Source organism: Providencia alcalifaciens DSM 30120, assembly GCF_000173415.1.
Lineage (GTDB): Bacteria > Pseudomonadota > Gammaproteobacteria > Enterobacterales > Enterobacteriaceae > Providencia > Providencia alcalifaciens.
Map to the genome: position 1 here is coordinate 94,375 of NZ_ABXW01000007.1, position 24,187 is coordinate 118,561.

Annotated in this window: 19 protein-coding genes and 3 tRNA genes; 16 read left to right on the forward strand and 6 right to left on the reverse strand. The window is 40.6% G+C overall.

Features of this window, described 5'->3' with window-relative positions; translation table 11 throughout:
• Positions 1–8 precede the first annotated feature (8 nt).
• Genes citE through citC form a run of 3 tightly spaced genes read right to left on the reverse strand, consistent with a single transcriptional unit; the run spans position 9 to position 2,273 of the window.
• Positions 9–905: a citrate (pro-3S)-lyase subunit beta gene (citE, locus tag PROVALCAL_RS02805; protein WP_006657569.1), complete on the reverse strand. Its 897-nt coding sequence runs from the start codon at positions 903–905 to the stop codon at positions 9–11.
• Complete coding sequence (gene citD / locus PROVALCAL_RS02810; RefSeq protein WP_006657570.1) at positions 905–1,201, reverse strand: citrate lyase acyl carrier protein; 297 nt, start codon at positions 1,199–1,201, stop codon at positions 905–907. Before citD ends, citE begins: the two co-directional genes overlap by 1 nt.
• A gap of 19 nt (positions 1,202–1,220) precedes the next feature.
• On the reverse strand, positions 1,221–2,273 hold the full coding sequence (gene citC / locus PROVALCAL_RS02815; protein WP_039861512.1) for a [citrate (pro-3S)-lyase] ligase: 1,053 nt from the start codon (positions 2,271–2,273) through the stop codon (positions 1,221–1,223).
• Positions 2,274–2,644: 371 nt separating this feature from the next.
• Here citC and dpiB point away from each other — a divergent pair, with 371 nt between their 5' ends.
• The 3 genes from dpiB to PROVALCAL_RS02830 are packed head-to-tail and all read left to right on the forward strand — an operon-like array spanning position 2,645 to position 5,486.
• Complete coding sequence (gene dpiB, locus PROVALCAL_RS02820; protein WP_006657572.1) at positions 2,645–4,282, forward strand: sensor histidine kinase DpiB; 1,638 nt, start codon at positions 2,645–2,647, stop codon at positions 4,280–4,282.
• Positions 4,275–4,958, forward strand: coding sequence for a two-component response regulator DpiA (gene dpiA, locus PROVALCAL_RS02825; protein ID WP_006657573.1), 684 nt, complete (start codon positions 4,275–4,277; stop codon positions 4,956–4,958). The genes dpiB and dpiA overlap by 8 nt, the downstream gene beginning before the upstream one ends.
• A gap of 45 nt (positions 4,959–5,003) precedes the next feature.
• Positions 5,004–5,486, forward strand: a complete 483-nt coding sequence (locus tag PROVALCAL_RS02830; protein ID WP_006657574.1) for a glutathione peroxidase — start codon at positions 5,004–5,006, stop codon at positions 5,484–5,486.
• Positions 5,487–5,528: 42 nt separating this feature from the next.
• Here PROVALCAL_RS02830 and PROVALCAL_RS02835 read toward each other — a convergent pair whose 3' ends face one another.
• Entirely contained in the window at positions 5,529–6,590 is a 1,062-nt protein-coding gene (locus PROVALCAL_RS02835) for an SEL1-like repeat protein (protein ID WP_006657575.1), read from the reverse strand.
• Positions 6,591–7,605: 1,015 nt separating this feature from the next.
• Between PROVALCAL_RS02835 and dtpA the strand changes: the two genes are divergently transcribed.
• Positions 7,606–9,075: a dipeptide/tripeptide permease DtpA gene (gene dtpA, locus PROVALCAL_RS02840; RefSeq protein ID WP_006657577.1), complete on the forward strand. Its 1,470-nt coding sequence runs from the start codon at positions 7,606–7,608 to the stop codon at positions 9,073–9,075.
• A gap of 64 nt (positions 9,076–9,139) precedes the next feature.
• On the opposite strand, the gene glpX is transcribed toward dtpA, so the two are convergent.
• Together glpX and PROVALCAL_RS02850 are read right to left on the reverse strand one after the other, a co-directional pair.
• Complete coding sequence (glpX, locus tag PROVALCAL_RS02845; protein WP_181665348.1) at positions 9,140–10,117, reverse strand: class II fructose-bisphosphatase; 978 nt, start codon at positions 10,115–10,117, stop codon at positions 9,140–9,142.
• Between the two features lie 162 nt (positions 10,118–10,279).
• Positions 10,280–11,203, reverse strand: a complete 924-nt coding sequence (locus PROVALCAL_RS02850; protein WP_006657579.1) for an AEC family transporter — start codon at positions 11,201–11,203, stop codon at positions 10,280–10,282.
• Between the two features lie 636 nt (positions 11,204–11,839).
• On the opposite strand from PROVALCAL_RS02850, the gene PROVALCAL_RS02855 reads away from it, so the two are divergent.
• From PROVALCAL_RS02855 to PROVALCAL_RS02910, 12 genes are all read left to right on the forward strand, one after another.
• Entirely contained in the window at positions 11,840–14,617 is a 2,778-nt protein-coding gene (locus PROVALCAL_RS02855) for a DUF2339 domain-containing protein (protein WP_039861515.1), read from the forward strand.
• 2 nt (positions 14,618–14,619) lie between these two features.
• Entirely contained in the window at positions 14,620–16,134 is a 1,515-nt protein-coding gene (locus PROVALCAL_RS02860) for a DUF3999 family protein (protein WP_226890324.1), read from the forward strand.
• Positions 16,135–16,235: 101 nt separating this feature from the next.
• Complete coding sequence (locus PROVALCAL_RS02865) at positions 16,236–16,652, forward strand: GFA family protein (protein ID WP_006662006.1); 417 nt, start codon at positions 16,236–16,238, stop codon at positions 16,650–16,652.
• Positions 16,653–16,866: 214 nt separating this feature from the next.
• On the forward strand, positions 16,867–17,274 hold the full coding sequence (psiE, locus tag PROVALCAL_RS02870) for a phosphate-starvation-inducible protein PsiE (protein WP_006662005.1): 408 nt from the start codon (positions 16,867–16,869) through the stop codon (positions 17,272–17,274).
• A gap of 295 nt (positions 17,275–17,569) precedes the next feature.
• Positions 17,570–19,123: an AbgT family transporter gene (locus PROVALCAL_RS02875; protein ID WP_006657584.1), complete on the forward strand. Its 1,554-nt coding sequence runs from the start codon at positions 17,570–17,572 to the stop codon at positions 19,121–19,123.
• 16 nt (positions 19,124–19,139) lie between these two features.
• Positions 19,140–20,372 (forward strand): peptidase T, encoded by a 1,233-nt coding sequence (gene pepT, locus PROVALCAL_RS02880; RefSeq protein WP_006657585.1) that lies wholly within the window; start codon positions 19,140–19,142, stop codon positions 20,370–20,372.
• Between the two features lie 218 nt (positions 20,373–20,590).
• On the forward strand, positions 20,591–21,277 hold the full coding sequence (locus PROVALCAL_RS02885) for a LuxR C-terminal-related transcriptional regulator (protein ID WP_006657586.1): 687 nt from the start codon (positions 20,591–20,593) through the stop codon (positions 21,275–21,277).
• Positions 21,244–23,076 carry an excinuclease ABC subunit UvrC gene (gene uvrC / locus PROVALCAL_RS02890; RefSeq protein WP_006657587.1) on the forward strand — a complete coding sequence of 611 codons (1,833 nt, stop codon included), beginning with the start codon at positions 21,244–21,246 and terminating at the stop codon, positions 23,074–23,076. The genes PROVALCAL_RS02885 and uvrC overlap by 34 nt, the downstream gene beginning before the upstream one ends.
• 56 nt (positions 23,077–23,132) lie before the next feature.
• Complete coding sequence (gene pgsA, locus PROVALCAL_RS02895; protein ID WP_006657588.1) at positions 23,133–23,681, forward strand: CDP-diacylglycerol--glycerol-3-phosphate 3-phosphatidyltransferase; 549 nt, start codon at positions 23,133–23,135, stop codon at positions 23,679–23,681.
• A gap of 164 nt (positions 23,682–23,845) precedes the next feature.
• Positions 23,846–23,921, forward strand: a tRNA-Gly gene (locus PROVALCAL_RS02900).
• Positions 23,922–23,946: 25 nt separating this feature from the next.
• Positions 23,947–24,020, forward strand: a tRNA-Cys gene (locus PROVALCAL_RS02905).
• Between the two features lie 7 nt (positions 24,021–24,027).
• A tRNA-Leu gene (locus tag PROVALCAL_RS02910) sits at positions 24,028–24,114 on the forward strand.
• The last annotated feature ends 73 nt before the right edge of the window (positions 24,115–24,187 follow it).

The following is a 24,187-nucleotide window of genomic DNA, read 5'->3' on the forward strand; positions in this document are numbered from 1 at the left end:
GTTCTGCCTCACTCTTCCCGAATGCCTGATAATGCCGCGCGCGATAACACTAAGCGGGCTCGTTCAATAACAGGGCTATCTACCATTTTCCCGTTGAGGGAAACGACGCCTTTGCCTTCTCTCTCTGCGGCATCAGCGGCATCCACGACGCGCTGTGCATGGTCGACTTCTTTTTGGGTTGGGGCATACAAGTTATGCAGTAACTCAATTTGTCTTGGGTTAATTAATGATTTGCCATCAAAACCAAGCTGCTTAATGAGTGCGGCTTCTTTAAGAAAACCTTCCTCATTATTTGCATCTGAATAGACGGTATCGAACGCTTGAATACCGGCGGAACGAGCAGCTTGTAAAATGGCGCACCGAGCATAGAGGAGTTCAATGCCGTCTGGAGACCGCTCGGTGCGCAAATTGCGGACATAGTCCTCGGCACCTAATGCGATGCCTATTAATCTTGGGGAAGCGTGGGCAATATTCACCACTTGGGTGATCCCCATTGGGGATTCGATAGCCGCTAATAATCCAGTGCTACCTTCTTCACGACCACAGCTTTTTTCAATGCGCAGTATTTCGTTTTCAATATCAATAATATCTTGCGCGGTATCTGTTTTCGGTAAGCGCACAATATCAGCGCCACCGCGAACAACCGCTTCAAGATCTGCGACACCATAAGCAGAGTCGAGAGCATTAACACGTACGATAGTTTCAATATCTTGATATAGCGGGTGTTGCAGTGTGTGATAGACCAAACGACGTGCTGTGTCTTTTTCTCTAATGGTGACTGAGTCTTCAAGGTCAAACATCAACGCATCAGCTTTATAAATAAAAGAGTTACTGAGCATCGCAGCATTGGAGCCGGGAACGAACAGCATACTTCTACGGGTACGGCTTTTTCTTTCCGGCGTCATTATTTATCCTCCCATGGCAGAGCATCAAGATCACAGGCGCGAGCCAGCAAGGCTTCGAGGCGAGCGCGCAATACGCACTCCAATGCACCTTTGTCATCTACCACAATTTCAGCGCCTTGAATGTCATATTTTTCAATCATTTCAATCACGATGGCATTGATAGCATCACCAAATTGTTTTTCAACACTGCTGGTGATTTGTAGTGAGACCTCGTGAGTATCTTCGAGAGGCTCGATTCGTACCATGACATCACTGGATTCAAGTGTGCCGGCAACTGCTGCGTGTAGTATCTTCATATTTCACCTATAACTAATTTCAAGCTTGTAGTGCGGGAGTGGGCGACGGTGTCTGTGCTGCCAGCATGTCTTGCAAATAGTGATAAGTGGCAGGAGGCACAATCGGCTTGATCGCCGCAAGATCTTTTTTAGCGAGTAGTTTTCGAACTTGCGAGGCAGAGACTGCCGTGCCGTCGATAACTGTTCGCGGAAATTCAACCAACTCAATAGGTGGGAATGGCAATTCATCCGTTTCTAGCCAGTAGCGCATGTCTTGGTTATATTGATTAGTGACTTGGCAAAATGGCTCTGAACCAACGAAACGATGGGTAATTCCCAACGCTGGAGCAATATATTGGCGAAAAATCTTAATATCGATTTCGGTATAACAGTTATTTGCAACAGTAATGTCTTTAATAAAATAACAAGGGAATGTTGCTCTCGAAATAATATATTCTGAACCTTTATGAATGGTTAGATTACCGATCCCTTTTGTACCTTCCTCAATTAATTTAAGGCGAACTTTATAAGGAAAACGGGAAGTATCTTCCTTCACCACAAATAAATGTAGCCAGTCACAATTCTTTGCGGCCTGTTCAATTAAGTAACGATGCCCTAATGTGAATGGGTTGGCATTCATTACGATAGCCCCAATTTTTTTTCCTGGTTTGTACTGGGCTTTTAAACTTTTAATATAGCGATTTAAGTAACAGCAACTATTCTCCATTAAAACCATGACATTGGGCACGGTGGCAATGGTGTGAAATCCGCACTGTTGAAATAACTCTTCATTTTGATATTTCGTGTAAATAAATAGATGAGTTGTATTATTTTCATAGGCAAGATTCACCAATTCAGTGGCAAGTTTTAATGCTAAACCTTCACCGCGAACTTCATCACTAATGGCGACGCATTTAATGACATTTTTAGCGAGACCACCGCAGGCAATTAACTTCTCATTACGAGTGATAGTAATAAAGATGTCAACGCTGGCATCAATGTCTAAATCATTCTCTTTTAAAAACTGAGTGATATCATTGAGTTTTCTGTTCTCATGACGTTTTACTTGGTTAAACGTTATGCTGTCGAACATAATGGTATCCTGCATCTCATTTAGAGATGTATTAAAAATGTTGCTAATGTTAAAGTTAATTAAATAAATATTTTTGGCTTTTCTAAATTTAGCTAAGTTCTCAATTTTTATTTAATTATCCTTTTCAATATTTATATTAAATAGCCTGCATATAATATATTTGACCTATTTCATGTTTCTAAAATGAGTTTGTATTTGTTTAATGGTTTTAATGTTTTTAATTCAGAGTTATGAACTTTACTCAGTGGTTTTAATGTGTTTAATTAATAATATGTGCATTACTATCCCGACTAAGTTATCTTTTAACTTCATTATGGCGATATTTATCTGTAACAATAATTTTACTTTTTAGCGAGTTATAGAGAGATGAGATGAAAACAGAGCTTTCACAAATTCCATTTAAAAAAGGAAATATATTTTCATTCTCTGGGCGAGTCTTTCTTCTATTGTTGCTGGCGTCTGTCTTGCTTACTTTTGGATTAGGTAAGTATTTTACAGATACGACCGAAAATCGCATGATGGCAAACATTCGTGTACTTGCTATGAGCCAAGCCAAGATGATCGCTTCTCTGGATGGCATTGTGAGTTCAGTAAAAGATAAAGATATTCCTAAACTAAAAATTATTGCCGACAAGCTCAATCAAGATTCAAGTTATGACTATGTCGTGATTGGTGATGAGCATTCCATTCGTTTATATCATCCTAATAGTGAAAAAATCGGTTACCCGATGCAATGGAATAAACCTGGCGCATTAGAAAATGGTGAAAGCTATTTTATTAAGGGCGAAGGTTCTATGGGGAATGCTGTTCGGGCGAAAACACCTATTTTTGATGAAAATGGCAAAGTGATAGGGGTTGTTTCCATCGGTTATCTCACCACAAAAATAGACACCTCTTTAGCCGAAATTTTTGTACAGACATCTGCGACATTTTTAGGGGTATTGGTCATTCTGCTGTTTCTCTCTTGGGCATTTGCGAAATTAATTCAGCGGCAAATGCTGGGAATGGAGCCAGAAGAGATCACTCAGTTAGTTTTGGTGCAAAAAGGTATTTTTGATGCGGTATTTGAAGGGATTATTGCGGTTGATCGCTATGGCAAAATTATCAATATCAATCATAACGCCAGAAAAATGTTAGCGCTGAGTGAATCAGCAAAGCAATTAATTGGTAAGCCAATTTCTGATTACGTCTCTCCCGCGAGTTTTTTTACCAAAGAGATAACAAAAAATCAGCACGATATTGTGTGTGAATTTAACGGGCTGAATGTGATAGCCAGCCGTGTGGCGATTATGGATGGTGAATTGCTTGCAGGTGCCGTGATCAGTTTTCGTAGCCAAAATGATATTGAGTCACTGAATGCGCAGCTCTCACAGGTGCGTCAATATGTGGATAATTTACGCACACTGCGCCATGAGCATTTGAACTGGATCTCCACATTAAGTGGTTTGCTGCAAATGAAAGAGTATGATCAAGCCTTGGCATTGATTAAAGGTGAATCAGAGTCTCGACAGCAATTAATTGATTCATTGAGAGAACAGTTTGCAGATAAACAAGTCGCTGGACTGTTGTTTGGTAAATATCATCGCGCTCGTGAACTTGGACTCCAACTCATTTTTGTACCGGGTTGCCGATTATATGAGTTACCTAGCTCACTAAATAGCACGGAATTCTGTGCTGTCTTAGGGAATTTATTGGATAATGCATTTGAAGCCAGCTTAAAGAATGAAGTGGGTAATAAGCAGGTGGAATTATATATCTCAGATGAAAATAATGAGATTGTGATTGAAGTTGCTGACCAAGGATGCGGTTTTCCTCTCGAATTGCAGGATAAATGGTTTGAGCGTGGAACAACAACAAAAACGGACGCTGTCGAAGGGCATGGCATAGGGCTTTTTTTAGTGGCTTCCTATGTTAATCGATGTAATGGGGCGGTGATCATTGAAGATAATCAACCGTATGGTACTGTATTCTCTATTTTTATACCGAAAGTGAAGACGCAAAATGGTTAAGATAAAAATCCTCATTGTCGAAGATGAACTGCTCCTTGCTGAAATGCATGCTGAGTACATTAAAGCTTATCCTGCTTGTGATAAAGTCTGGCTTGCGGGCAATCTTGCTGAGGCAAGAAAAATGATTGAGTACATGAAGCCTGATTTGATTTTGTTGGATAATTATTTACCCGATGGGAAAGGTATTGATTTAGTTCACGAGCTGCTTCAAGAAAGAAACAGCGCTGATATTGTGTTCACTACGGCTGCCAGTGATATGGAAACGGTTACCGAAGCTATTCGCCTTGGTGTGTTTGATTATCTCGTAAAACCTGTTGCTTATGAGCGTTTAGGGCAAACGTTAGACCGTTATATTCAACGTAAATCTGTTTTACATGGGACAAATAAAACCAATCAAAGCCAGATAGATGATATGTTTAATACTTATGCACGCGGTGAAAGCAAAGAAGAATTACCGACAGGCATTGATGCATTGACTCTGGATAAAGTACTCGCGTTATTCGCCGCGCCCGATGCGGAATATACGGCAGAAACGATTGCTGAGACGATAAAATTGAGTCGTACAACAGCGCGACGCTATTTAGAATATTGTTTAGCTCAGCACAAAATTGAAGCAGAAATTGAGTACGGCAAGGTGGGGCGTCCGCAGCGTATTTATCGCGGTAAGCAGAGTTAGGAAATAAGTAGTAATGTCGATTTGTTCTGCTTTGAGGATTCTTATATGACGACCTTTTATCAATTGACCGCTAAAAGCCTTAGCGGGCAGTGCATCTCTATGGAGGAGTACGCCAGTAAGGTGGTTTTAGTTGTGAATACGGCCAGCCATTGTGGCTTTACACCACAATACGCCGGTCTTGAAGCGCTCTACAAGAAATATGCAGATCAGGGTTTTGTCGTGCTCGGTTTCCCCTGCAACCAATTTGGGAAACAGGAACCTGGGGGGGCAGAGGAAATCGGACAGACCTGCTACATTAATTACGGTGTGAGTTTTCCGATGTTTGAGAAAGTAGACGTTAACGGAAGCGCAGCACACCCAGTGTTTCGTTATCTGAAACGTGAGCTGCCCGGTCTGCTAGGTGGGCGGGTCAAGTGGAACTTTACGAAGTTTCTCATTGGACGTGACGGTAAACCGCTGAAGCGCTTTGCACCGTTCACGACGCCAGAAAAAATGGAAGTGGCAATTGTTGCCGCACTTAAGATTTGAATGTTCGGTCATTCGAGCCTATTTTATGCAGATTTTCTGAAATTATTTTCCTTTCCCTGAATTTTGTAATTCATTCTCCATAATTATCACTTTCTTTTGAGCTCGCTCATCACCTTGCTTTGCCGCGAGTCGATACCAAGATAATGCCTTATTATCATTTTGTGGTACGCCCATACCATATTGATAACAGGCACCGCTGGCATATTGTGCATCGCGGCTATTCTGGTTGGCAGCTTTGATAAACCATTGGCAGGCTTTTGCTTGATTAGCGGTAATCCCATCCCCTCGTGCGTAAATGAGCGCTAAGTTGAACTGAGCTGAAACTTCGCCTTGTTCAGCGGCGAGTGTGAGCCATTTGATTGCAGATACTGTATCGCGCTTGGTACCTTGACCCGCTAAATACAGCATACCTAGGCTATTTTGTGCAGGGGAAAAGCCTAACTCAGCGGAACGAGTAAAATACTGAAAAGCGAGAGGATAATTGATTTTTTCATACATGCCAGTCGCCGCTTGGTAACCTAATAGATACAGTGCTTGAGGATGGTTTTTCTCAGCCAGTGCCAAATAAATGGCATGAGATTTTTGTGGGTCTTTATCGCCAGCAGTACCTTGTTCATACCAATAGGCTAAAGTGAGCTGTGCGGCGGGGAACTGTTGTGCAGCGGCAGCTTCTAGCCAGATTAATGCTTGCTGCGGATTTTTCACTAATACATTGGGGATACCTTGTAAAGTGTATTCCGCCATATTCATTTGACCAATAGGATCACCTGCTTTTGCTGCTGCTTCCATCCAGCGCAGCATCTCTTTTTCATTTTTGCCGATCCCAACACCTTGCTGGTACATCAGAGCGAGGTTAATTTGTGCTTTGGTAAACTGTTGGCTGGCGGACAGTTTATACCAATAAGCTGCGTTATCGAGTTGACCGTGAGATTGGTAAAACATCGCTAAATTAAATTGCGCTTCTGCTTGTCCGCTATGGGCTAACTCAGTCAATGTTTTTTCATCTACAGCTGGAGAGGGGGCGATAGGCGCCTCTGTCTTAGCGAAACTCACATTGATTGACAGTGAGTAAAGGATAATGAAGGGGATAATAAACTGTCTCACAAAACTTCCTTGGGATGAATTTTAACCATTTATTCCTATTAGGTAGGTTAGCGGGTTGTTTTTAGTAGTGCAATCGCCATTATGTCTATTTGAAAAAATACTTTATTTATTTAGTATTTTAAATCATAAGGTTATAAAAAAAATGAAAAATAATTCAAAAAAATATGAACCTTTTAGGTCTATCGCAGGTCTTAATTAGCATGTATATCACTGTTTGCTCGCGTAAACATTCATATATTTACCCTCAATATTCATTTCTTTACATGAAGTAATGCAATAATGCATCTATGTAGTGTAGTTTGAATTAGTTGTACGATCCTTAATAGAATGCATTATGCCCAGTTTTAGTCGCTGGGCTTTTTTTTGCATGAAATACTATCCCACCCTTTCTTTGCATAAAAATACACCCTCGTTTTATTTCATCCCGCTATTTGGATGATAAGTAGACTATAAATAGTCACAAATATAAATAATCACATATGTGAATTTATTTTCTATTCAATGTTTGCAGATTCTCATTTACCTATGCGTAAAACGTTATGGTGTAGCTTTAATTACGTTTATTTGGAATGGAATGGTTAAGCATAGAACAATATGCTTAACATTTGATAAACAACTGATTATTTAGTGGTCGATAAAAATTTCATGTTTTTGTAAAAAATTGAAGTTAATCACGATAACGATCGATGAATGTAGTAATTAATACTAGCTAATTCTTTAGTTTTGGTGCATAAATAGCATATATTGCTTAATTGATTATTCTGTTTTGGATGGCATATATTTGCCATAATGCTGAATAAATAATCAAATATGCTTTAACTCATTGAATTTTATGTTCGTGATTCATAAACAATATATGCACACAGTTTTGTTTGTTTTGAGGTCAGGGATTGATACTCCACCTACCAAAAGTGAATCTTCTAAAGCTTAAATTCTTGAGATCATAACAATGCGAGGGTGCAGACAGCGCTCCGTGGTTTTTTTGCATACGTACAGGTTGTACTAGAGGTAACTTGTGTCCACAACAAATAACAAAGAGGAAGTCAGTCTTAACGCGTTTAAGCAACCTCGTTCATTCTATCTCATCTTTTCTATCGAACTCTGGGAACGTTTTGGTTACTACGGTCTTCAGGGGATCCTCCCAATTTATCTCAGCCAAGTGCTTGGTATGTCGGAAGCGGAATCTATTACGCTGTTCGCGGCATTCTCTGCGTTGGTCTATGGCTTCGTTGCCATTGGCGGCTGGTTAGGCGATAAAGTTCTGGGAACCAAGCGTGCGATCGTTCTTGGAACGGTAGTACTGATTGTCGGTTATGCCTTCGTTGCATACTCTGGGCATGATGTGTCGATGGTTTACCTCGGCCTTGCTACCATCGCGGTAGGTAACGGTCTGTTTAAAGCGAACCCATCATCATTATTATCTACCTGTTATGACAAAAATGACCCACGTTTGGACGGTGCATTCACCATGTACTATATGTCCGTTAACATTGGTTCATTCTTCTCAATGCTGGCAACACCATGGTTAGCAAAACATTACGGCTGGGATGTCGCATTCTCCCTCAGCGTAGTGGGGCTGATCATTACCTTAATTAACTTCTACATGTGCAAAAAATGGGTTTCAGACCACGGTTCAAAACCAGACTTTGCACCTGTTGTCATCTCCAAATTACTGATGACTATCGTCGGTGTAGTTGCACTGATTGCGATTTCAAACTGGTTACTGCACAACTTAGGCATTGCGCGTGCGGCACTGGCGGTGATTTCTCTGGGTATTTTAGTTATCTTTATCAAAGAAATGATGGCGCTAAAAGGCATTGCTCGTCGCCGTATGGGAGTCGCGTTGATCCTAATGTTAGAAGCGATTGTGTTCTTCGTTCTCTATAGCCAAATGCCGACGTCTCTAAACTTCTTCGCGTTACATAACGTTGAGCATGAAGTTTTTGGCTTAGCCATTGAGCCTGCTCAGTATCAAGCGTTAAACCCATTATGGATTATGATTGGTAGTCCAATTTTAGCTGCAATCTATAACAAAATGGGTGACAACTTGCCGATGCCACACAAATTCGCTATCGGTATGATACTGTGCTCAGCAGCATTTTTAGTGCTGCCACTTGGCGCAAAATTTGCGAACGAAGCGGGTATTGTGTCTGTTCAATGGTTAGTTATCTGTTATGGCTTCCAAAGTATTGGTGAGCTGATGATTTCTGGTCTGGGTCTGGCGATGGTGGCTCAATTAGTTCCGCAGCGCCTGATGGGCTTTATCATGGGAGCATGGTTCTTAACTAACTCTGCTGCGGCATTTATCGCAGGTTATGTGGCTTCCATGGCGGCAGCACCACAAGGTGAAATCACCAGTAAAGTTGAATCTCTCGCGGTGTACAGCGATGTATTTATGAAGATTGGTCTAGTGACGGGAGCAATTGCCATTGTAATGGTATTTACTGCGCCATTATTAAACCGCATGACGCAAGAACAACATTAATTTGTTTTGTTAGTTATCAAATAGAAAAAGGGCGATAGTGATATCGCCCTTTTTTAATGCATGATTATTTAAAATATCGATTATTAATTAATCTCATGGAACGGTTATTACCGTTGACTAAAAGAGTACTCGCACTGTGGCTATGCAGATCATTTGAGATACCATTCATCAGCACTGTAGGGGTGATTGCGGTCGCAGCAAAAATGACATCGGACGTATTCACCATCATATCCAACGTTAAAATGCCCCCAATTTCGATGCCCATCTGTTGGCAACGAATTGCTTCTTGCGCTGCTAACAGCTTATTTTGTTCTGTATCTTCTTTAGCTTTATTACGTGGTACAAGACGTGCTTGCATATCTCCACCTAATGCGCGTGCAATGGCAGCACTAATAATGCCTTCTGGTGCCCCGCCAATGCCATACATCATATCAATAGGATGTTCAGGTAGGATTGTTAGCAGTGATGCAAGTACATCGCCATCAGGGATGGTAATAACATTGGCGCCAAAGTTACGGATAGTTTTGATAATATGTTGGTGGCGAGGTTTATCAAGAATAGCAATATTAAGCATTGAAATCGGTTTATCCAATGCCGCAGATAAAAATTCGAGGTTTTTCTCTAATGGATTTTTTAGGTGAACAGTGCCTTTTGCTGCGGCACCAACAACCATTTTTTCCATATACATATCCGGTGCTTGCAATAATGTGCCGGTAGGTGCGGCGGCAAGGACCGCAATCGCATTGTGCTCATTACATGCCACCATGCGAGTACCGTCAATGGGATCAACTGCGATATCTAAATGATGTTCGCCGGATTGTTTGCCAACTTGTTCACCAATGTACAGCATCGGAGCTTCGTCAATTTCGCCTTCGCCAATCACAATTTTTCCATGAAAATCAATTTCATTGAGTCGGTTTCTCATGGCTTCAACAGCAGCGTTATCAGCTGCATTTTTATCGTGTTTCCCTACCCATTCAAACGCGGCAATGGCAGCAACTTCGGTCACGGACGCGATTGCAGATGCGAGTTCATCGCTAATTTTCATTTTGGTGTTGTTCCTAGGACTAAAAAATTATCGCGACTATGATACGTTTTTTGTGATCAACTTGGTAATTTTTCGATGAATAAATCAACGTTTTATTGGCGAAGGGGGGGAGAGTGGCGGAAGGGGAAGGGCGGAGTAAACTCCGCCAAGAAAGAATTACAGCATTTCAACGATGGTGATCCCGCCAATAATTGAGATTAAGGCAGCAATCGTACTCAGTAACACCGTTCCCGCGGAGGTTTCAGTGTAGGCTTTATTACTGATAGCAAGTGCTGGAACAGCGGTTGCCGTCGGTAATACACCGATAATAAATGCAGCTTTTAATAAATCACTTTGTAAACCTAATGCGAGACCGGTACCAAGAATTAACGCGGCTTGCACAAAGTTTTTGACAAATACGTTAAAGATTATTTCTTTACTGATTGTCAGCTTAATACCTGAAAGCAGTAAACCAAGGAAGAAGAGGGCAACACCACCAGCAGTTTTACCGAGTTCATTCACAGAGTTTTGCAGAATTTCAGGTAATTTCACGCCACAAATAGCCAGAATAGCGCCTAAAACAGGTAAGAAAACTAATGGCTGAATGACGGCTTTACCGACAGATTTCAGGACACCATTACCTTTTGCGGATCCACTGATCATCAATAAGGTAAATGGAATAATAATAACGGTATAAATTAAGTTACCAAGTACCATGGCAATTAAACCGGATGAACCAACAGTAGCCAGTAAAACCGGTGGCCCACAGTACGCCATATCCGGGAATGATACCGATAAGGCTTGCATCGCAGCGTCAGTTTTGTTGTGACGGAAAAAGAGTTTACCGACGACAAAACCAATTACGTAAGATGCAATTAATCCCACTGCCAGCGCTAATAGATAATCAATGTTTAGTAGCACAGATGGCGGGGCTTGGACGGCAGCAAGGAAAAGCGCAAAAGGTAAGGCGATTTTGACAACAAAGTCCGCAAACGCTTGCGAATATTCCCGTTTCACGAAACCATATTTACCCGATAACCACCCTACGGCGAGACCGAGTATGATGGGACTTAGGGCTTCAAGTATTATATGTAATAACATAGTTATTCCTTTGCGTTATATAGAACAAGGCGCGAATTTAAATATACTCGATAAAAGACAATCGTTATTTGTTAAATAACTTCCTGGTAAATTGTCTATAAATTAATAACATAATCATACGAAAATACACCTATTATCTGCATATTTTTTATAATAAATATAATGAGTCGAAAATAGATTATTGGATTTGATTAATTATTAATAAAAATAAGGGTTATTTTGCCTTATGGAAAAATAATTATTTAATGGCTTGTTTGTCTGGGGAAAAAACATTAAAAATGTACTATCATTTTATGATGAGAAAATAATAAAATGACGGAATAGATTAACCTGCGAATACTCTTAAAAGGAGTTATTTTGTAACAGTTTGTTACCCACGGTTGGCAATTTAGATATTCATCTTTAAACTAGGACGATTATTGAATAATGTAAACTCTATAATGCACTTATTGTGTATAAGGCGTTATGGTGTGTCGGGTTTTTTATCATGAGCTAGAGCGGTTTAACTAGCTGGTTTTTTTACCACAAATTTTACGAAAACACAGTTTGTTTCAGATATGAGCAACGTGTTATCCCCTAAGATCCGGTTGACTAATCTTGGGTTGCTGGCATTGGATTAAAGAAGGAAACCTATTTGTGGATACATGGATACTCTTAGGACTAGTTTTAATTGCATTAGTGATAGTGGCCCCTGTGCTCGCTATCATCGCGATTAACCGTACTGGTCGTATGCAATACCAAATTAACCAGTTAAACCAGAAGATCACTTCACTCGAAGCTAAAATAGCTCATGGTAATGGAGGAGGACCTGTTAGTGCGTTAAATACGGTGGATGACAACGACGCATTAACTTCAGTAGAAGTGCAATGTAATGCCTCTCAATTGGAACATTTTGAGCCAGAAGATAATAAAAACGACGTTTCCGAAACCCCAGTTCAAGATGCTCAACCTCTCTTTCAACCGATGTCAGTTTCCAGTCATAAACAGCCTGATACAGTTCATCCAGTCTCGATAAATCCAAATCGTTTTGATAAAACTAGACCAAGCCAAGCTTCATCTGAACAGAATGAATTAGAGAGTAGATCAATCTTTGCACATTTCTTTTCGTGGCTAGTGACAGGGAATCCTCTTGCTAAAATCGGAATTTTATTATTATTTCTAGGTGTTGCTTATTTACTCAATTACAGCGTGCAAAATGAGATTATATCTCCAGAATTAAGATTAGTGTTTAGTGCCGCTGGCTGCTTAGTTTTACTCTGTGTTGGTTGGTGGCTACGCAAGAAAAAAGCATTATTTGGCTTGATCTTACAGGGTGGAGCAATTGGGTGTTTATACATAACCGTTTTTGCTGGCTTTAAGCTGTATGCCATGATCCCTTATGGATTTGCATTTGTGGCAATGCTCATTATCTGTTCGGCAAGTATTGCTTTAGCGTTGTTACAACGCACTATTAGCTTGGCAGTCTTGGCATCTCTAGGGGGATATTTAGCACCAATATTACTGTCTTCTGGGGGCGGGAGTCATATTGTTCTATTCTCCTATTACCTCATGCTATCGATAGGTATTTTGGTGATTAGCTTTTGGCAAGCATGGCGCCCATTAAACCTAGTCGGAATGTTCATGACTTATGGGGTAGCAGTATTATGGGGAATGGAACATTACAATTATGATTATTATCTCTCCTGCCAACTATTTATCATTGCCAACCTGATTGTATTCAATGTATTAACTCAATTATTTGCTTTACGTTTTGAGCATAGTAAGCAGCTAGTCGTCGATAATACTTTATTATTCTTCCCGCCATTGATGAGTATTTCGCTGCAATTTGCTATTTCGGGTGGAATAGGATTATTGCCAGCCTTTATTTCTTTACTCATCGGTTTGTTGTATCTCATAGCAAGTATCAGGCTCCATAAACGTTTTAGTTCCGTGGGTAAAAATATGGCATTGGGCAATATTATTATTGGTGCTAGCTTTGTTACGTTAGCAGTACCCCTTGCTCTGTCATTTGAATGGACAACGATTGTCTGGTCATTACAAGGCTTTGCCATGTTGTGGTTTGCGCTCAATCAAGGGCACAAAAAATTGGCGATGACTTCCTGCTTACTTATTGCAATTAGTGCATTAATGATATTAAGCGATTACCCATACTATTATTGGAGTGACAATGTCATTTATATGATGCCAAGCTTAATCGCGGTTTGCTTTTTTGCAGGCGGGTTATTTCATGTGCGTCATAAAGAAACACGTTATTTCACTGTTCTCAGTTACCTATTTTTATTCCTCGGTTTATTAGTCTGGTTTGCTTGGGTGCCTGAATTTACCAGTATGCTGTCATGGAATAGCGAAGTTGAAAGTCTAATCATTTTGGCATTGGTGTTGATTTCAGCATGGTGCTGGCGTCTTGGTGGTCAAAAAATTAATTGGATCCCATTAGTTCTATGTCAGTTCTTACTATGGGCAGTGGCATATTACTATTTAGCATTAGATTTTATTGATGCAAATAATCCTATGGGGCGCGGTGAAGGCTCACTCATCTGGCCGGTCATTCTTGGAAGCTCAGTGCTATTTGTGATGCATGCTTATCGTACTCAGAATCTCTATATTCGGCGCGGAATGCACGTTGCCAATTTATGGTTAATTATTGGATTTGTTGCAACCCAAGTTCACTGGTTTGTGGTGAATCTTCCATGGGGAATGCATGAGCTGGGTTACTTTATTTACATCATGTCGATGACCTTATTGGTCTTAGTTCTCTATTGGTTGCAACATAACAAATTTGTACCGATGCGTCGAAAAGGGCTGCTGTACTGGTATAGCATATTGCCGCTTATGGCGGTGCTGGTGGTACTGTCTTCTTGGTCTAACCTGGAGGATGGGAAACTGACCTTCTGGAGCTATGTCCCATTAGTCAACCCGCTTGATGAAGCGGGTCTATTTAGCATTGCTGCGCTGTTGCTGATGCGTAAAGGCTTTATGGAGAAGCTAAGAAAAGTAACACCACTTGAAACGGGGGTGGTGAACGGACTCATGGTGGTGATCATCGGGCTAACGCTTCTTTGGTATAACGGTATCATTCTTCGTGCAACAGCGGATTTTGCCAATATTACGTGGAACCGATATATTTTATTTGACTCGCGTTTAGTTCAAACCGTGCTTTCCATTAGTTGGGGGATTGCGGCACTCGTTTGTATGGTGATTGCCGCTGTGAAGAAAAGCCGTGTATGGTGGTTTGGCGGCGCTGCCATTTTTGTGTGCGTCATAGCAAAACTTTTTCTTATTGATGTGTATGGGCAGGATGGTATTTCCCGTGCGGTCTCTTTTATTGCCGTCGCGGTGTTGATCTTGGTTGTAGGGTATTTTTCTCCATTACCACCAAAGCATAAAATGGACATTGAGATACAGGAAAAATAGTTATGAACTGTATGAAAGTAGCAGTGAAATACGCAACAACATTAGGTGGGTGGTTAACACTTTTTTCCTCGATATGCTTATTTTCATCTGGGAGTTATGCCAACGACTCAAAAGCCGATAACTTGAAAGAGGTAAACCCTTATGACTTCTATCAAGGAAAAGAGCTTTCTACTCCAGACAGGAACAGTCCGTTTTATTGGTTAGAGTTACCTTCAGAGGCTTATATGGGGTCTGCCTACCCTGATACTCTGCAAGATGTTCGTGTCTTCAATGGGACGGGAAATGAAATCCCGACAGCGTTGTTTTTTGATACTAATAAATCAATTGCGACGACGAATGTGAACTTTAATTTCCAACGTTTAGTGACGCGTCCAGATAATGTGAATTCTAGCGATAACACTCAATTTGATAGCCAATATTTATTGGTGGAAACCGAACCTGGCAAAACGAATCGTATTGAATTACCCAATCTGCAAAGAAAAGAAAAAACCACTTATCAAGCATATTTGTTGACGCGTGATCAACTTAAAGAAGCCGGTGTTTTGTCGAATTTAAATTTAGGTTGGGATCAAAGTAACCGAGATTGGCAAGCAAAAGTGTTCGTCTATTTCAGCACCGATAAAAAAAATTGGGTGAACATTGCCGCTAATCAACCTGTAATGAGCTTGAAGCTAGACTCTGGGGTTGTGGCAAGCAATACCATTGAATTATTGAGAGGGGAAAGTACGGGACTTGTTGCACCCTATCTTATGTTAGTGACAGTGAGTACACCAGAAAATGAAATCCCATTTTTGCAATCGGTCACGGGAATTCAGTATGTGATGAATTCCTTCCACCGTCAGGAATCTTTCTTATTTGAAGTAACAAATGATGGTATTACGCGAGAGCAAGTGATTTATCGTTTGCCAGCACCTCAGCCGTTGAACGAAATTAGTATTAAGTTGCAACAATCAAATCGAGTTGTGCCACTAAAAATTGAATACATCGCAAACAGTGATGAAGAATGGAAACCGTTAGCGGATGTGATGGTTTTTAATCAAATTAATGAGGGAGACAACGCGAGTAACCCGAATCTCATTATCCATAATATGCAAATTAAAGGACTGAGAATTACGGCATTAAAAGGAAGTTGGGATGAGCTGCCGCCGACAATATATGGCTTACGTGATGCCGTTAACCTCGTTGTGAATATACAAGGTGCTTCGCCTTACCTACTGGTGTGGGGAAATAAACAAGCAACACCGGATAATGTTAACTACACACAACTTATTGGTAAACATGAAAGTGTCGAAGCGGTGATGGAAAATTTCCCTGAAATAACAACGACAGGTAAGGTATTAGAGCTCGGTGGTGTGGAGAAAAAAGTGCAAGATAACCCCGTAGAAGAAGGGGTAAATTGGATGACTATCACGTTATGGGTATTACTTGTTGTTGGAATTCTGGCGTTACTTTATTTTTGTTGGTACTTATTGAAAGAAGTGGGGTCATCAAATAAGCGTAATTCAGATGAGCTTTAAGTAACTCGGATTGCTAGCAAGCTCATCGGGGATGAAGATGGCACTTTATCAGTCATCTAGCGTTATTTTTGAATTCAACATCGTCGACAAAGGATAGAACAATGCCTCAAGGTCAATGCTTATGCGGTTCTGTGAAACTGACTATCGATCACCCTATTGATACCGTCCATGTTTGTCATTGCGGCATGTGTCAAAAATGGAATGGTGGACCGGGAATGACCATCGGTTATGAAGGTGAGCCAAAAATTGAAGGAAATGCGTTAATTACGCGTTTTGCTTCATCGGAATGGGCTGAGCGCGCATTTTGTAAGCAGTGCGGTACGCATCTTTTTTATCATTTACATTCACCGTCAACGTATTACATCTCAGCGGCACTGTTTGCAGAAAGCCAAAATGCCAAAATGGGCACGCAAATTTATATAGATTGTAAGCCAAATTATTATAATTTTGCTGAAAAGACGCCAATGTTAACAGAACAAGATATATTAAATCTCTACAGTAATAATCCAAAAGATTAGCCAAATGGCAGGTATTATTACCTGCTATTTATCTTAAGATGATTTAAACATTCATTTGTAATGTCAGCATAAAAAATTTCAATTATAATTAGCCTATTCCATTTGAGTTGATATAGCGAACGTTAACATTTTATGCTCTTACTAAGTTAAATAAAAAATAACTTAACTTTTTAAAGCGTAGAAAGAGTAATTTGAGGAATATGTAATGGATAGTATGAAAGGAATGCGTCATGCCAGTAATATCGCATGGGTATTACAATGGGTTCTTAATGTGGGATTAATTGTGCTGGCTGCTGTGTTGGTTTTCTTTTTAGCTAAAGAAACATTCACAATGGCATCTTTAATGTTTGGGGGAAGCCAAGAAGCTAAAGCCTATGAGCTTTTAGAAGGTATCGTGATTTACTTTCTTTATTTTGAGTTCATTGCTTTGATTATAAAGTATTTTATGTCTGGTTATCACTTCCCGCTACGCTATTTTATCTATATTGGGATCACTGCAATTATCCGCCTCATCATTGTGGACCACAGTGATCCGATGACAACTCTACTGCATGCTGGCGCCATTTTGGTTTTAGTGATAGCACTTTATATTGCTAATACAGAAAAACTGAAAAGAGAATAATATTCTTAAAATTAATTTATCAATCACGCTAAGGGAAATAATAATCATTTTTTTTAGCGTGCAGTTAATTAAATAAAAAAATGACTTAAGCAATATAAAGCGAGAGTAAGTATAAGCTAAAATAAAATTTCAGATAGTTGGATTAAGAATGAAACTAATAATATAAGCATAATTAACTAGAGCGATTGGTTGCTTTTCATTCTGCCAAAATAAAATAAGAAAGTGTTTTACTTTTCTAAATGGGTTATTTACTGTGATAAAGCTTCTATTCTAATAACATAAGTAACTTGCAACTATGACAACTAAAACACTACCTAAGAAAAAGGGTTTTTTAAATCGTGTTGAGCGCATTGGTAACGTAATGCCAGATGTGACAATGCTATTTGTTTACGCCCTAGTAATATGTTGGTTTTTATCTTATCTGCTCTCGTTTGTCGATTTCAGTTATCACCATCCTATTTCTAAAGAAAAAATTTCCGTAATTAATATGTTTCAGTATGAAGAAATCATATTATTTGTGACATCAGCGGTTAAAAATTTTATTAATTTCCCTCCTCTTGGAATAACAATCGTTGCCACATTAGGTATTGGGATTGCAGAAAGTAGTGGTTTTATTAACACTGCACTGAAAAAAATGCTTTCTTTAATTTCGCCTAAAATGCTGACGCCAACTGTTGTTTTCGTTGGGATCGTTTCGCACGTAGCTTCTGACTCAGCCTATGTGATCTTAATGCCGGTTGCTGCAATGATGTTCTATGCCAGCGGTCGCCATCCTTTAGCGGGTATCGCAGCAGCATTTGCGGGCTTAGCGGGCGGGTTTACGGCAAGTTATACGCCATCGATTATTGACCCGATTATGCAAAGCTTTACGCAAGATGCCGCACAAATGCTAGCTCCAGGCTACAGCGTGAACGTATTGTGTAACTATTTCTTTAGCCTAGGCGGCACGTTTGGTGTCATTTTCACTTGTTGGTTTATTACTGAGAAAATTGTCGAGCCATGGCTAAATAAAAATGCGCCTATCACAAAGTCGGATGTGGATACGGATGCGGAACAAGATTTGAGTAAAATCACACCGCAAGAGCACCGTGCATTTCGCGTTGCTGGGTTAGTCGTCATCGCATTAGCACTAGGTTTGTTCGCGCTATTATGGCCTGAAAATTCACCATTGCGAGGTCCAGATGGCAGCTTAACCAGTCCAAAAGCCCCGATTATGCAGATTGTGGTGCCACTGCTGTTTATCTTTTTTGCACTACCGGGGATTGTGTATGGCTATATGACGAAATCCTTCACCTCGACTAAAGATGTCGTTAAGGCGATGGAAAACATTACCAAGTCATTGATTCCATTTATTGTATTTGCATTCTTTGCCGCACAATTCTTGTACTCATTCCAGCATTCTAATTTAGGCACATTATTGGCATTATCGGGGGCGGAATTACTGCGTACTTTAGATATGCCATCAGGATTGACGGTATTTGGCGTTATTTTATTAACCGCGGTGCTAAATATTATGATCACCTCGGCGACGTCTAAATGGGCTATTATGGCACCGGTATTGGTTCCAATGTTAATGGCAGTCGGAATTTCGCCAGAATTAACCCAAGCTGCATTCCGTGTGAGTGACTCTGCGATGAACGTGAGTACACCGATGTTTCCGTTCTATCCTCTGATTTTAATGTATTGCCAGAAATATTATAAAAATGCAGGAATCGGAACGTTATGTTCAATGATGATCCCATTCACCATCGGTTTATTAATCACCTTAACAGCAACGTTATACCTGTTCTGGGCATTTGATATTCCAATTGGTTTTGATAGTGGTTATACATGGCAGCCTGCGCAATAAGTAAAAGGTATGTAAAATGAAAGAATTAGGTAAAAAGTTAGAAGAGCGTTTTTATCGTTATGTCGCGATTGAAAGTCAAAGTGATGCTGCGAGTCCTGTGGTACCGAGTACTGAAGGGCAGCGTGAATTGGCGAATCTTCTGGCGAAAGAGTTAGAAAGCTATGGTTTAAAAGATGTGTATGTTGATGAACATGCTATCCTCTATGCGATGCGTCCTGGCAATCAACCTAATGCACCTAAAATTGGTTTTGTCGCTCATTTAGATACTGTCGATGTTGGTTTATCCCCCGTGATCAAACCGCAAACCTTGGCGTATAAAGGCGCGGATTTATGCTTGAATGTGCAAGAAGATATCTGGTTTAAAACGTCTGAACATCCTGAAGCCACGGCTTATGTGGGGGATGAAATTATTTTCAGTGACGGAACAAGTGTACTCGGCGCAGATGATAAAGCGGCGATCACTGTTGTCATGGAGCTGATGGATAAACTGCAAAATACAGATTTTGACTGTGGTGATATTTATGTTGCGTTTGTGCCAGATGAAGAAATTGGCCTTCGCGGTTCAAAAATCATGGATCTTTCTCGCTTCAAAGTGGATTTCGCCTATACCATCGATTGTTGTGCTCTTGGTGAAGTTGTTTTCGAAACCTTTAATGCGGCTTCCATTGAAGTGGAAATCAAAGGGGTCACTGCTCATCCAATGTCAGCGAAAAACGTCTTGTTAAACCCAATTCGCGTTGCTCATGATTTTATTGGTTGTTTTGACCGTTTTGATACGCCAGAACATACTGAGCATCGCGAAGGATACTTCTATATTACTGATTTAGCAGCCAATCCAAATGAAGCGAAGATCAAAATGGCTATCCGTGATTTTGATCGCCCAAGTTTTGAATCGCGTAAACGCTTTATTGCTGAAAGCATTGAACTGATTAGAGCGCGCCATCCTCGAGCAAAAGTGGAATTCAAAATTGATGACGTGTATAGCAATATCAGTGACTCAATTGGTGAAGATCGTACTGCGGTAGATATTATTCTTGAAGCGTTAAAAATTCATAATATTGAGCCTAACATCATTCCGATGCGTGGGGGCACCGATGGTTCAGCACTATCGGCTCGTGGAATTGTGACACCAAATTACTTTACAGGTGCACATAATTTCCATTCGCGTTTTGAGTTCTTACCCATCACGTCATTTGAGAAGAGTTATCTCGTTTCTGAAACCATTTGCCGTTTAGTTGGACAAAAATGAGGTAGCGCCTTTATTTAAAAGTAAAAGTGCTAGAAGAAATAGTCGCTAATTATTCAGCGGCTATTTTTTTGACAGTGATTTATTTAAGAATTAAATATCAACTATTGAATAATAGTCAATGTAATAGTTTTAATTTAATCTTTAAAAAAGAAGATATGACTGGTTGGTTTTTTCCTTTATTATCCTCTCATTATGTTTGCCATTATTAGGAGAGGTACTTGATTAATATAATAATTATTGATGATAGCAATATTTCCATTCGAGGTATTGAGGCGATTTTAACCCGAAATACGCGTTATAAAGTTGTCGCTACTTTTCCTTCTATAGATCCTGTGATCACATGGAACCGACAGAATAGAGCCAATATCATTTTAGTTAATCGAGAGCATTGCCATTTTGACTCACTAAAAGCCTTCACAACGATACGTCGTACTCAACCTGATGTAGGGCTGATTATCTATAATGTCCGTCATAATGATACTTTTATTGTGAAAGCGCTGGACATTGGGATCTTTGGGATTTTAAGTACGAGCATTGCTGAAGAAGAGCTTATTGAAGCCATACAGGTTGTAAATGCACGGCAGAAAATCATTTCCCCAGATATCGCTCAACACCTTGCTTTGCAGCGGTTAAACCAGCGTGAACAATTGGATATCTATGAATTACTTTCTGCAAGAGAGTTAGAAATTATGTTGATGATCACTCGAGGTACACCCGTCAAACAAATTGCGGATACATTATCTTTAAGCCCGAAAACGGTAAATACCTATCGATATCGAATGTTTGGTAAACTTAATATCAGTAGTGATGTAGAATTAACACATATAGCAATTAGTTATGGTTTAATCACCGCAAAACAGGATTTATCAGGGTGGAACAACAGTTTGATCCAAAAGTTTTCTTAAAAACCGTCACGAATCAACCCGGTGTCTATCGTATGTATGACGCTGGGGGAACCGTGATTTATGTAGGAAAAGCGAAAGATCTTAAAAAAAGATTATCAAGCTACTTTCGTGAAAATCTCGGAAGCCGCAAAACAGAACAGTTGGTCAAGAATATCGCCTCGATTGATGTTACGGTTACCCATACTGAAACCGAAGCGTTATTGTTGGAGCATAACTATATTAAGCTTTATCAGCCTCGTTATAACGTTTTGTTAAGAGATGATAAATCCTATCCTTATATTTTCTTGAGTAGCGAAACTCACCCAAGAATCTCGAGCCATCGCGGTGCTAAGCACGCTAAAGGTGAGTATTTCGGTCCGTTTCCAAGCTCTTATGCAGTACGCGAAACCTTAGCGTTAATGCAAAAACTATTTCCTATTCGTCAATGTGAAGATAGCGTTTATCGAAATCGATCAAGACCCTGTTTACAGTATCAAATTGGTCGCTGCTTAGGACCGTGCGTGAAAGGGTTGGTCACGGATGAAGAATATGAGCAGCAAGTTAACTATGTGCGTCTTTTTTTAACAGGGAAGGACAAGCAGGTGTTAACAGGATTAGTTGAACGGATGGAAAAAGCCAGCCAAGAGCTACGATTTGAAGATGCAGCTCGTTTTCGAGATCAAATTCAAGCTGTGCGCGCGGTGACTGAAGAGCAGTATGTGTCTGGGGGCGATGATGACCTTGATGTGATAGGTGTCGCATTCGACTCTGGTTTAGCGTGTGTTCATGTCTTGTTTATTCGCCAAGGAAAAGTGCTGGGAAGCCGAAGCTATTATCCAAAAATTCCGGCGGGCACTTTATTAGAAGAAGTGGTGCAAACCTTCTTGGGGCAATTCTATTTACAAGGTAGTGAGAACCGTACATTGCCAGGGGAAATTTTGCTTGATTTCCCACTAACGGAGAAAGAACTTCTGGCAGAGTCACTGTCCGATATTGCGGGGCGTAAAATCCAAATTCAAAGCCAACCGCGCGGCACTCGTGCTCGCTATTTAAAGCTAGCGCGGACAAATGCATCTATCGCATTATCGACAAAGTTGGCTCAGCAATCCACGATTCAGCAGCGTATGGCTGCACTTTCAAAAGTGGTGAATATTGACAATATCTCCCGTATGGAATGTTTTGATATTTCCCACACCATGGGAGAGCAAACAGTAGCGTCTTGCGTCGTATTCGATAAAACGGGTCCTGTGAAATCGGAGTATCGTCGATACAATATTACGGGGATCACACCAGGGGATGATTATGCAGCAATGCACCAAGTGCTTACACGTCGTTATGGCAAGCATCTGGATGAAAGCAAAGTTCCCGATATTATCTTTATTGATGGTGGTAAAGGGCAGTTAGGGCAGGCAAAAGATGTGTTTGATTCCCTTGAAGTGGATTGGGATAAAAACCATCCTTTATTAATTGGTGTTGCAAAAGGCAGTGATCGTAAAGCTGGCTTGGAAACACTGTTTTTAAAACCGGAAGGTGAAGGCTTTGCGCTCCCTCCGGACTCGCCAGCACTGCATGTGATCCAACATATTCGTGATGAATCCCATAATCATGCCATTACAGGACATCGTCAACGCCGAGCTAAAGTTAAAAATACGAGTGCACTGGAATCGATTGAAGGCGTGGGACCAAAGCGCCGTCAAATGCTATTAAAGTATATGGGGGGATTACAACCCTTGCGAAATGCGAGCGTAGAAGAGATAGCAAAAGTGCCCTCGATCTCATACGCGCTGGCAGAAAAGATTTATAATGCATTGAAACAGTAGGTATCTTAGGGCAACATACTAAGGTATCGGTCTTGGACAAAGAGTTAGTGAGCGCGATGAAATTAAATATACCAACGTGGTTGACCCTGTTCCGTGTCATCCTGATACCGTTTTTTGTATTAGCATTTTATCTTCCTGTCAGTTGGGGACCATTTGCTTGTGCGCTGATTTTCGTGATCGCCGCTGTGACGGATTGGTTTGACGGATTCTTAGCGCGTTTATGGAAGCAAACCACAAAATTTGGCGCCTTCCTGGATCCCGTTGCAGACAAAGTTATGGTTGCAACGGCGTTAGTCTTAGTCACTGAAAGCTATGATGTTTGGTATGTGACTTTACCTGCGGCAACGATGATCGCCCGTGAAATCATTATCTCGTCATTGAGAGAATGGATGGCGGAAATTGGTAAGCGTAGCAGCGTTGCAGTTTCTTGGATTGGTAAATTCAAAACCACGGCGCAAATGATGTCATTAGTCGGCTTATTATGGCGTCCAAATCCGCTGATCGAACATCTGTCTATTGCACTTTTATATGTGGCTGCAATCCTGACTTTTTGGTCAATGTTCCAATATTTAAAGGCTGCGTGGGGCGATTTGAGCGAAGCGTGATCGAAATGATTGAAAAAACAGCGAACGATCCAATTATTTCAATAATTGTATTGACTCGATAGGTGAAATCAGTAGAATGCAACGCATCGAACGGCAACGTGGTTTACGAAAATAAATAAGTAAATCAGCCAGTTTGAAAGCAGAAACTGAAAAGTGAAGCTTAAGCGGGAATAGCTCAGTTGGTAGAGCACGACCTTGCCAAGGTCGGGGTCGCGAGTTCGAGTCTCGTTTCCCGCTCCAAATCTTGAAAGAGATTAGGGTGTAAGGCGCGTTAGCAAAGCGGTTATGCACCGGATTGCAAATCCGTGTAGCTCGGTTCGACTCCGGGACGCGCCTCCAAATTCTAGCCCAGGTGGTGAAATCGGTAGACACAAGGGATTTAAAATCCCTCGGCCTTTAGGCTGTGCGGGTTCAAGTCCCGCCCTGGGCACCATATTCAGTAAATGGACCAATCGGTCCATTTTACTTTAAGTTTTAAACTGGTCAGTTAGCGAGTCTTTCTGATT

Bases quoted from the DNA above. Each gene is read 5' to 3' on its own strand.
- citE (WP_006657569.1), bottom strand. From the start codon at position 905: ATGACGCCGGAAAGAAAAAGCCGTACCCGTAGAAGTATGCTGTTCGTT.
- citD (WP_006657570.1), bottom strand. From the start codon at position 1,201: ATGAAGATACTACACGCAGCAGTTGCCGGCACACTTGAATCCAGTGAT.
- citC (WP_039861512.1), bottom strand. From the start codon at position 2,273: ATGTTCGACAGCATAACGTTTAACCAAGTAAAACGTCATGAGAACAGA.
- dpiB (WP_006657572.1), top strand. From the start codon at position 2,645: ATGAAAACAGAGCTTTCACAAATTCCATTTAAAAAAGGAAATATATTT.
- dpiA (WP_006657573.1), top strand. From the start codon at position 4,275: ATGGTTAAGATAAAAATCCTCATTGTCGAAGATGAACTGCTCCTTGCT.
- PROVALCAL_RS02830 (WP_006657574.1), top strand. From the start codon at position 5,004: ATGACGACCTTTTATCAATTGACCGCTAAAAGCCTTAGCGGGCAGTGC.
- PROVALCAL_RS02850 (WP_006657579.1), bottom strand. From the start codon at position 11,203: ATGTTATTACATATAATACTTGAAGCCCTAAGTCCCATCATACTCGGT.
- PROVALCAL_RS02860 (WP_226890324.1), top strand. From the start codon at position 14,620: ATGAACTGTATGAAAGTAGCAGTGAAATACGCAACAACATTAGGTGGG.
- PROVALCAL_RS02865 (WP_006662006.1), top strand. From the start codon at position 16,236: ATGCCTCAAGGTCAATGCTTATGCGGTTCTGTGAAACTGACTATCGAT.
- psiE (WP_006662005.1), top strand. From the start codon at position 16,867: ATGAAAGGAATGCGTCATGCCAGTAATATCGCATGGGTATTACAATGG.
- PROVALCAL_RS02875 (WP_006657584.1), top strand. From the start codon at position 17,570: ATGACAACTAAAACACTACCTAAGAAAAAGGGTTTTTTAAATCGTGTT.
- pepT (WP_006657585.1), top strand. From the start codon at position 19,140: ATGAAAGAATTAGGTAAAAAGTTAGAAGAGCGTTTTTATCGTTATGTC.
- pgsA (WP_006657588.1), top strand. From the start codon at position 23,133: ATGAAATTAAATATACCAACGTGGTTGACCCTGTTCCGTGTCATCCTG.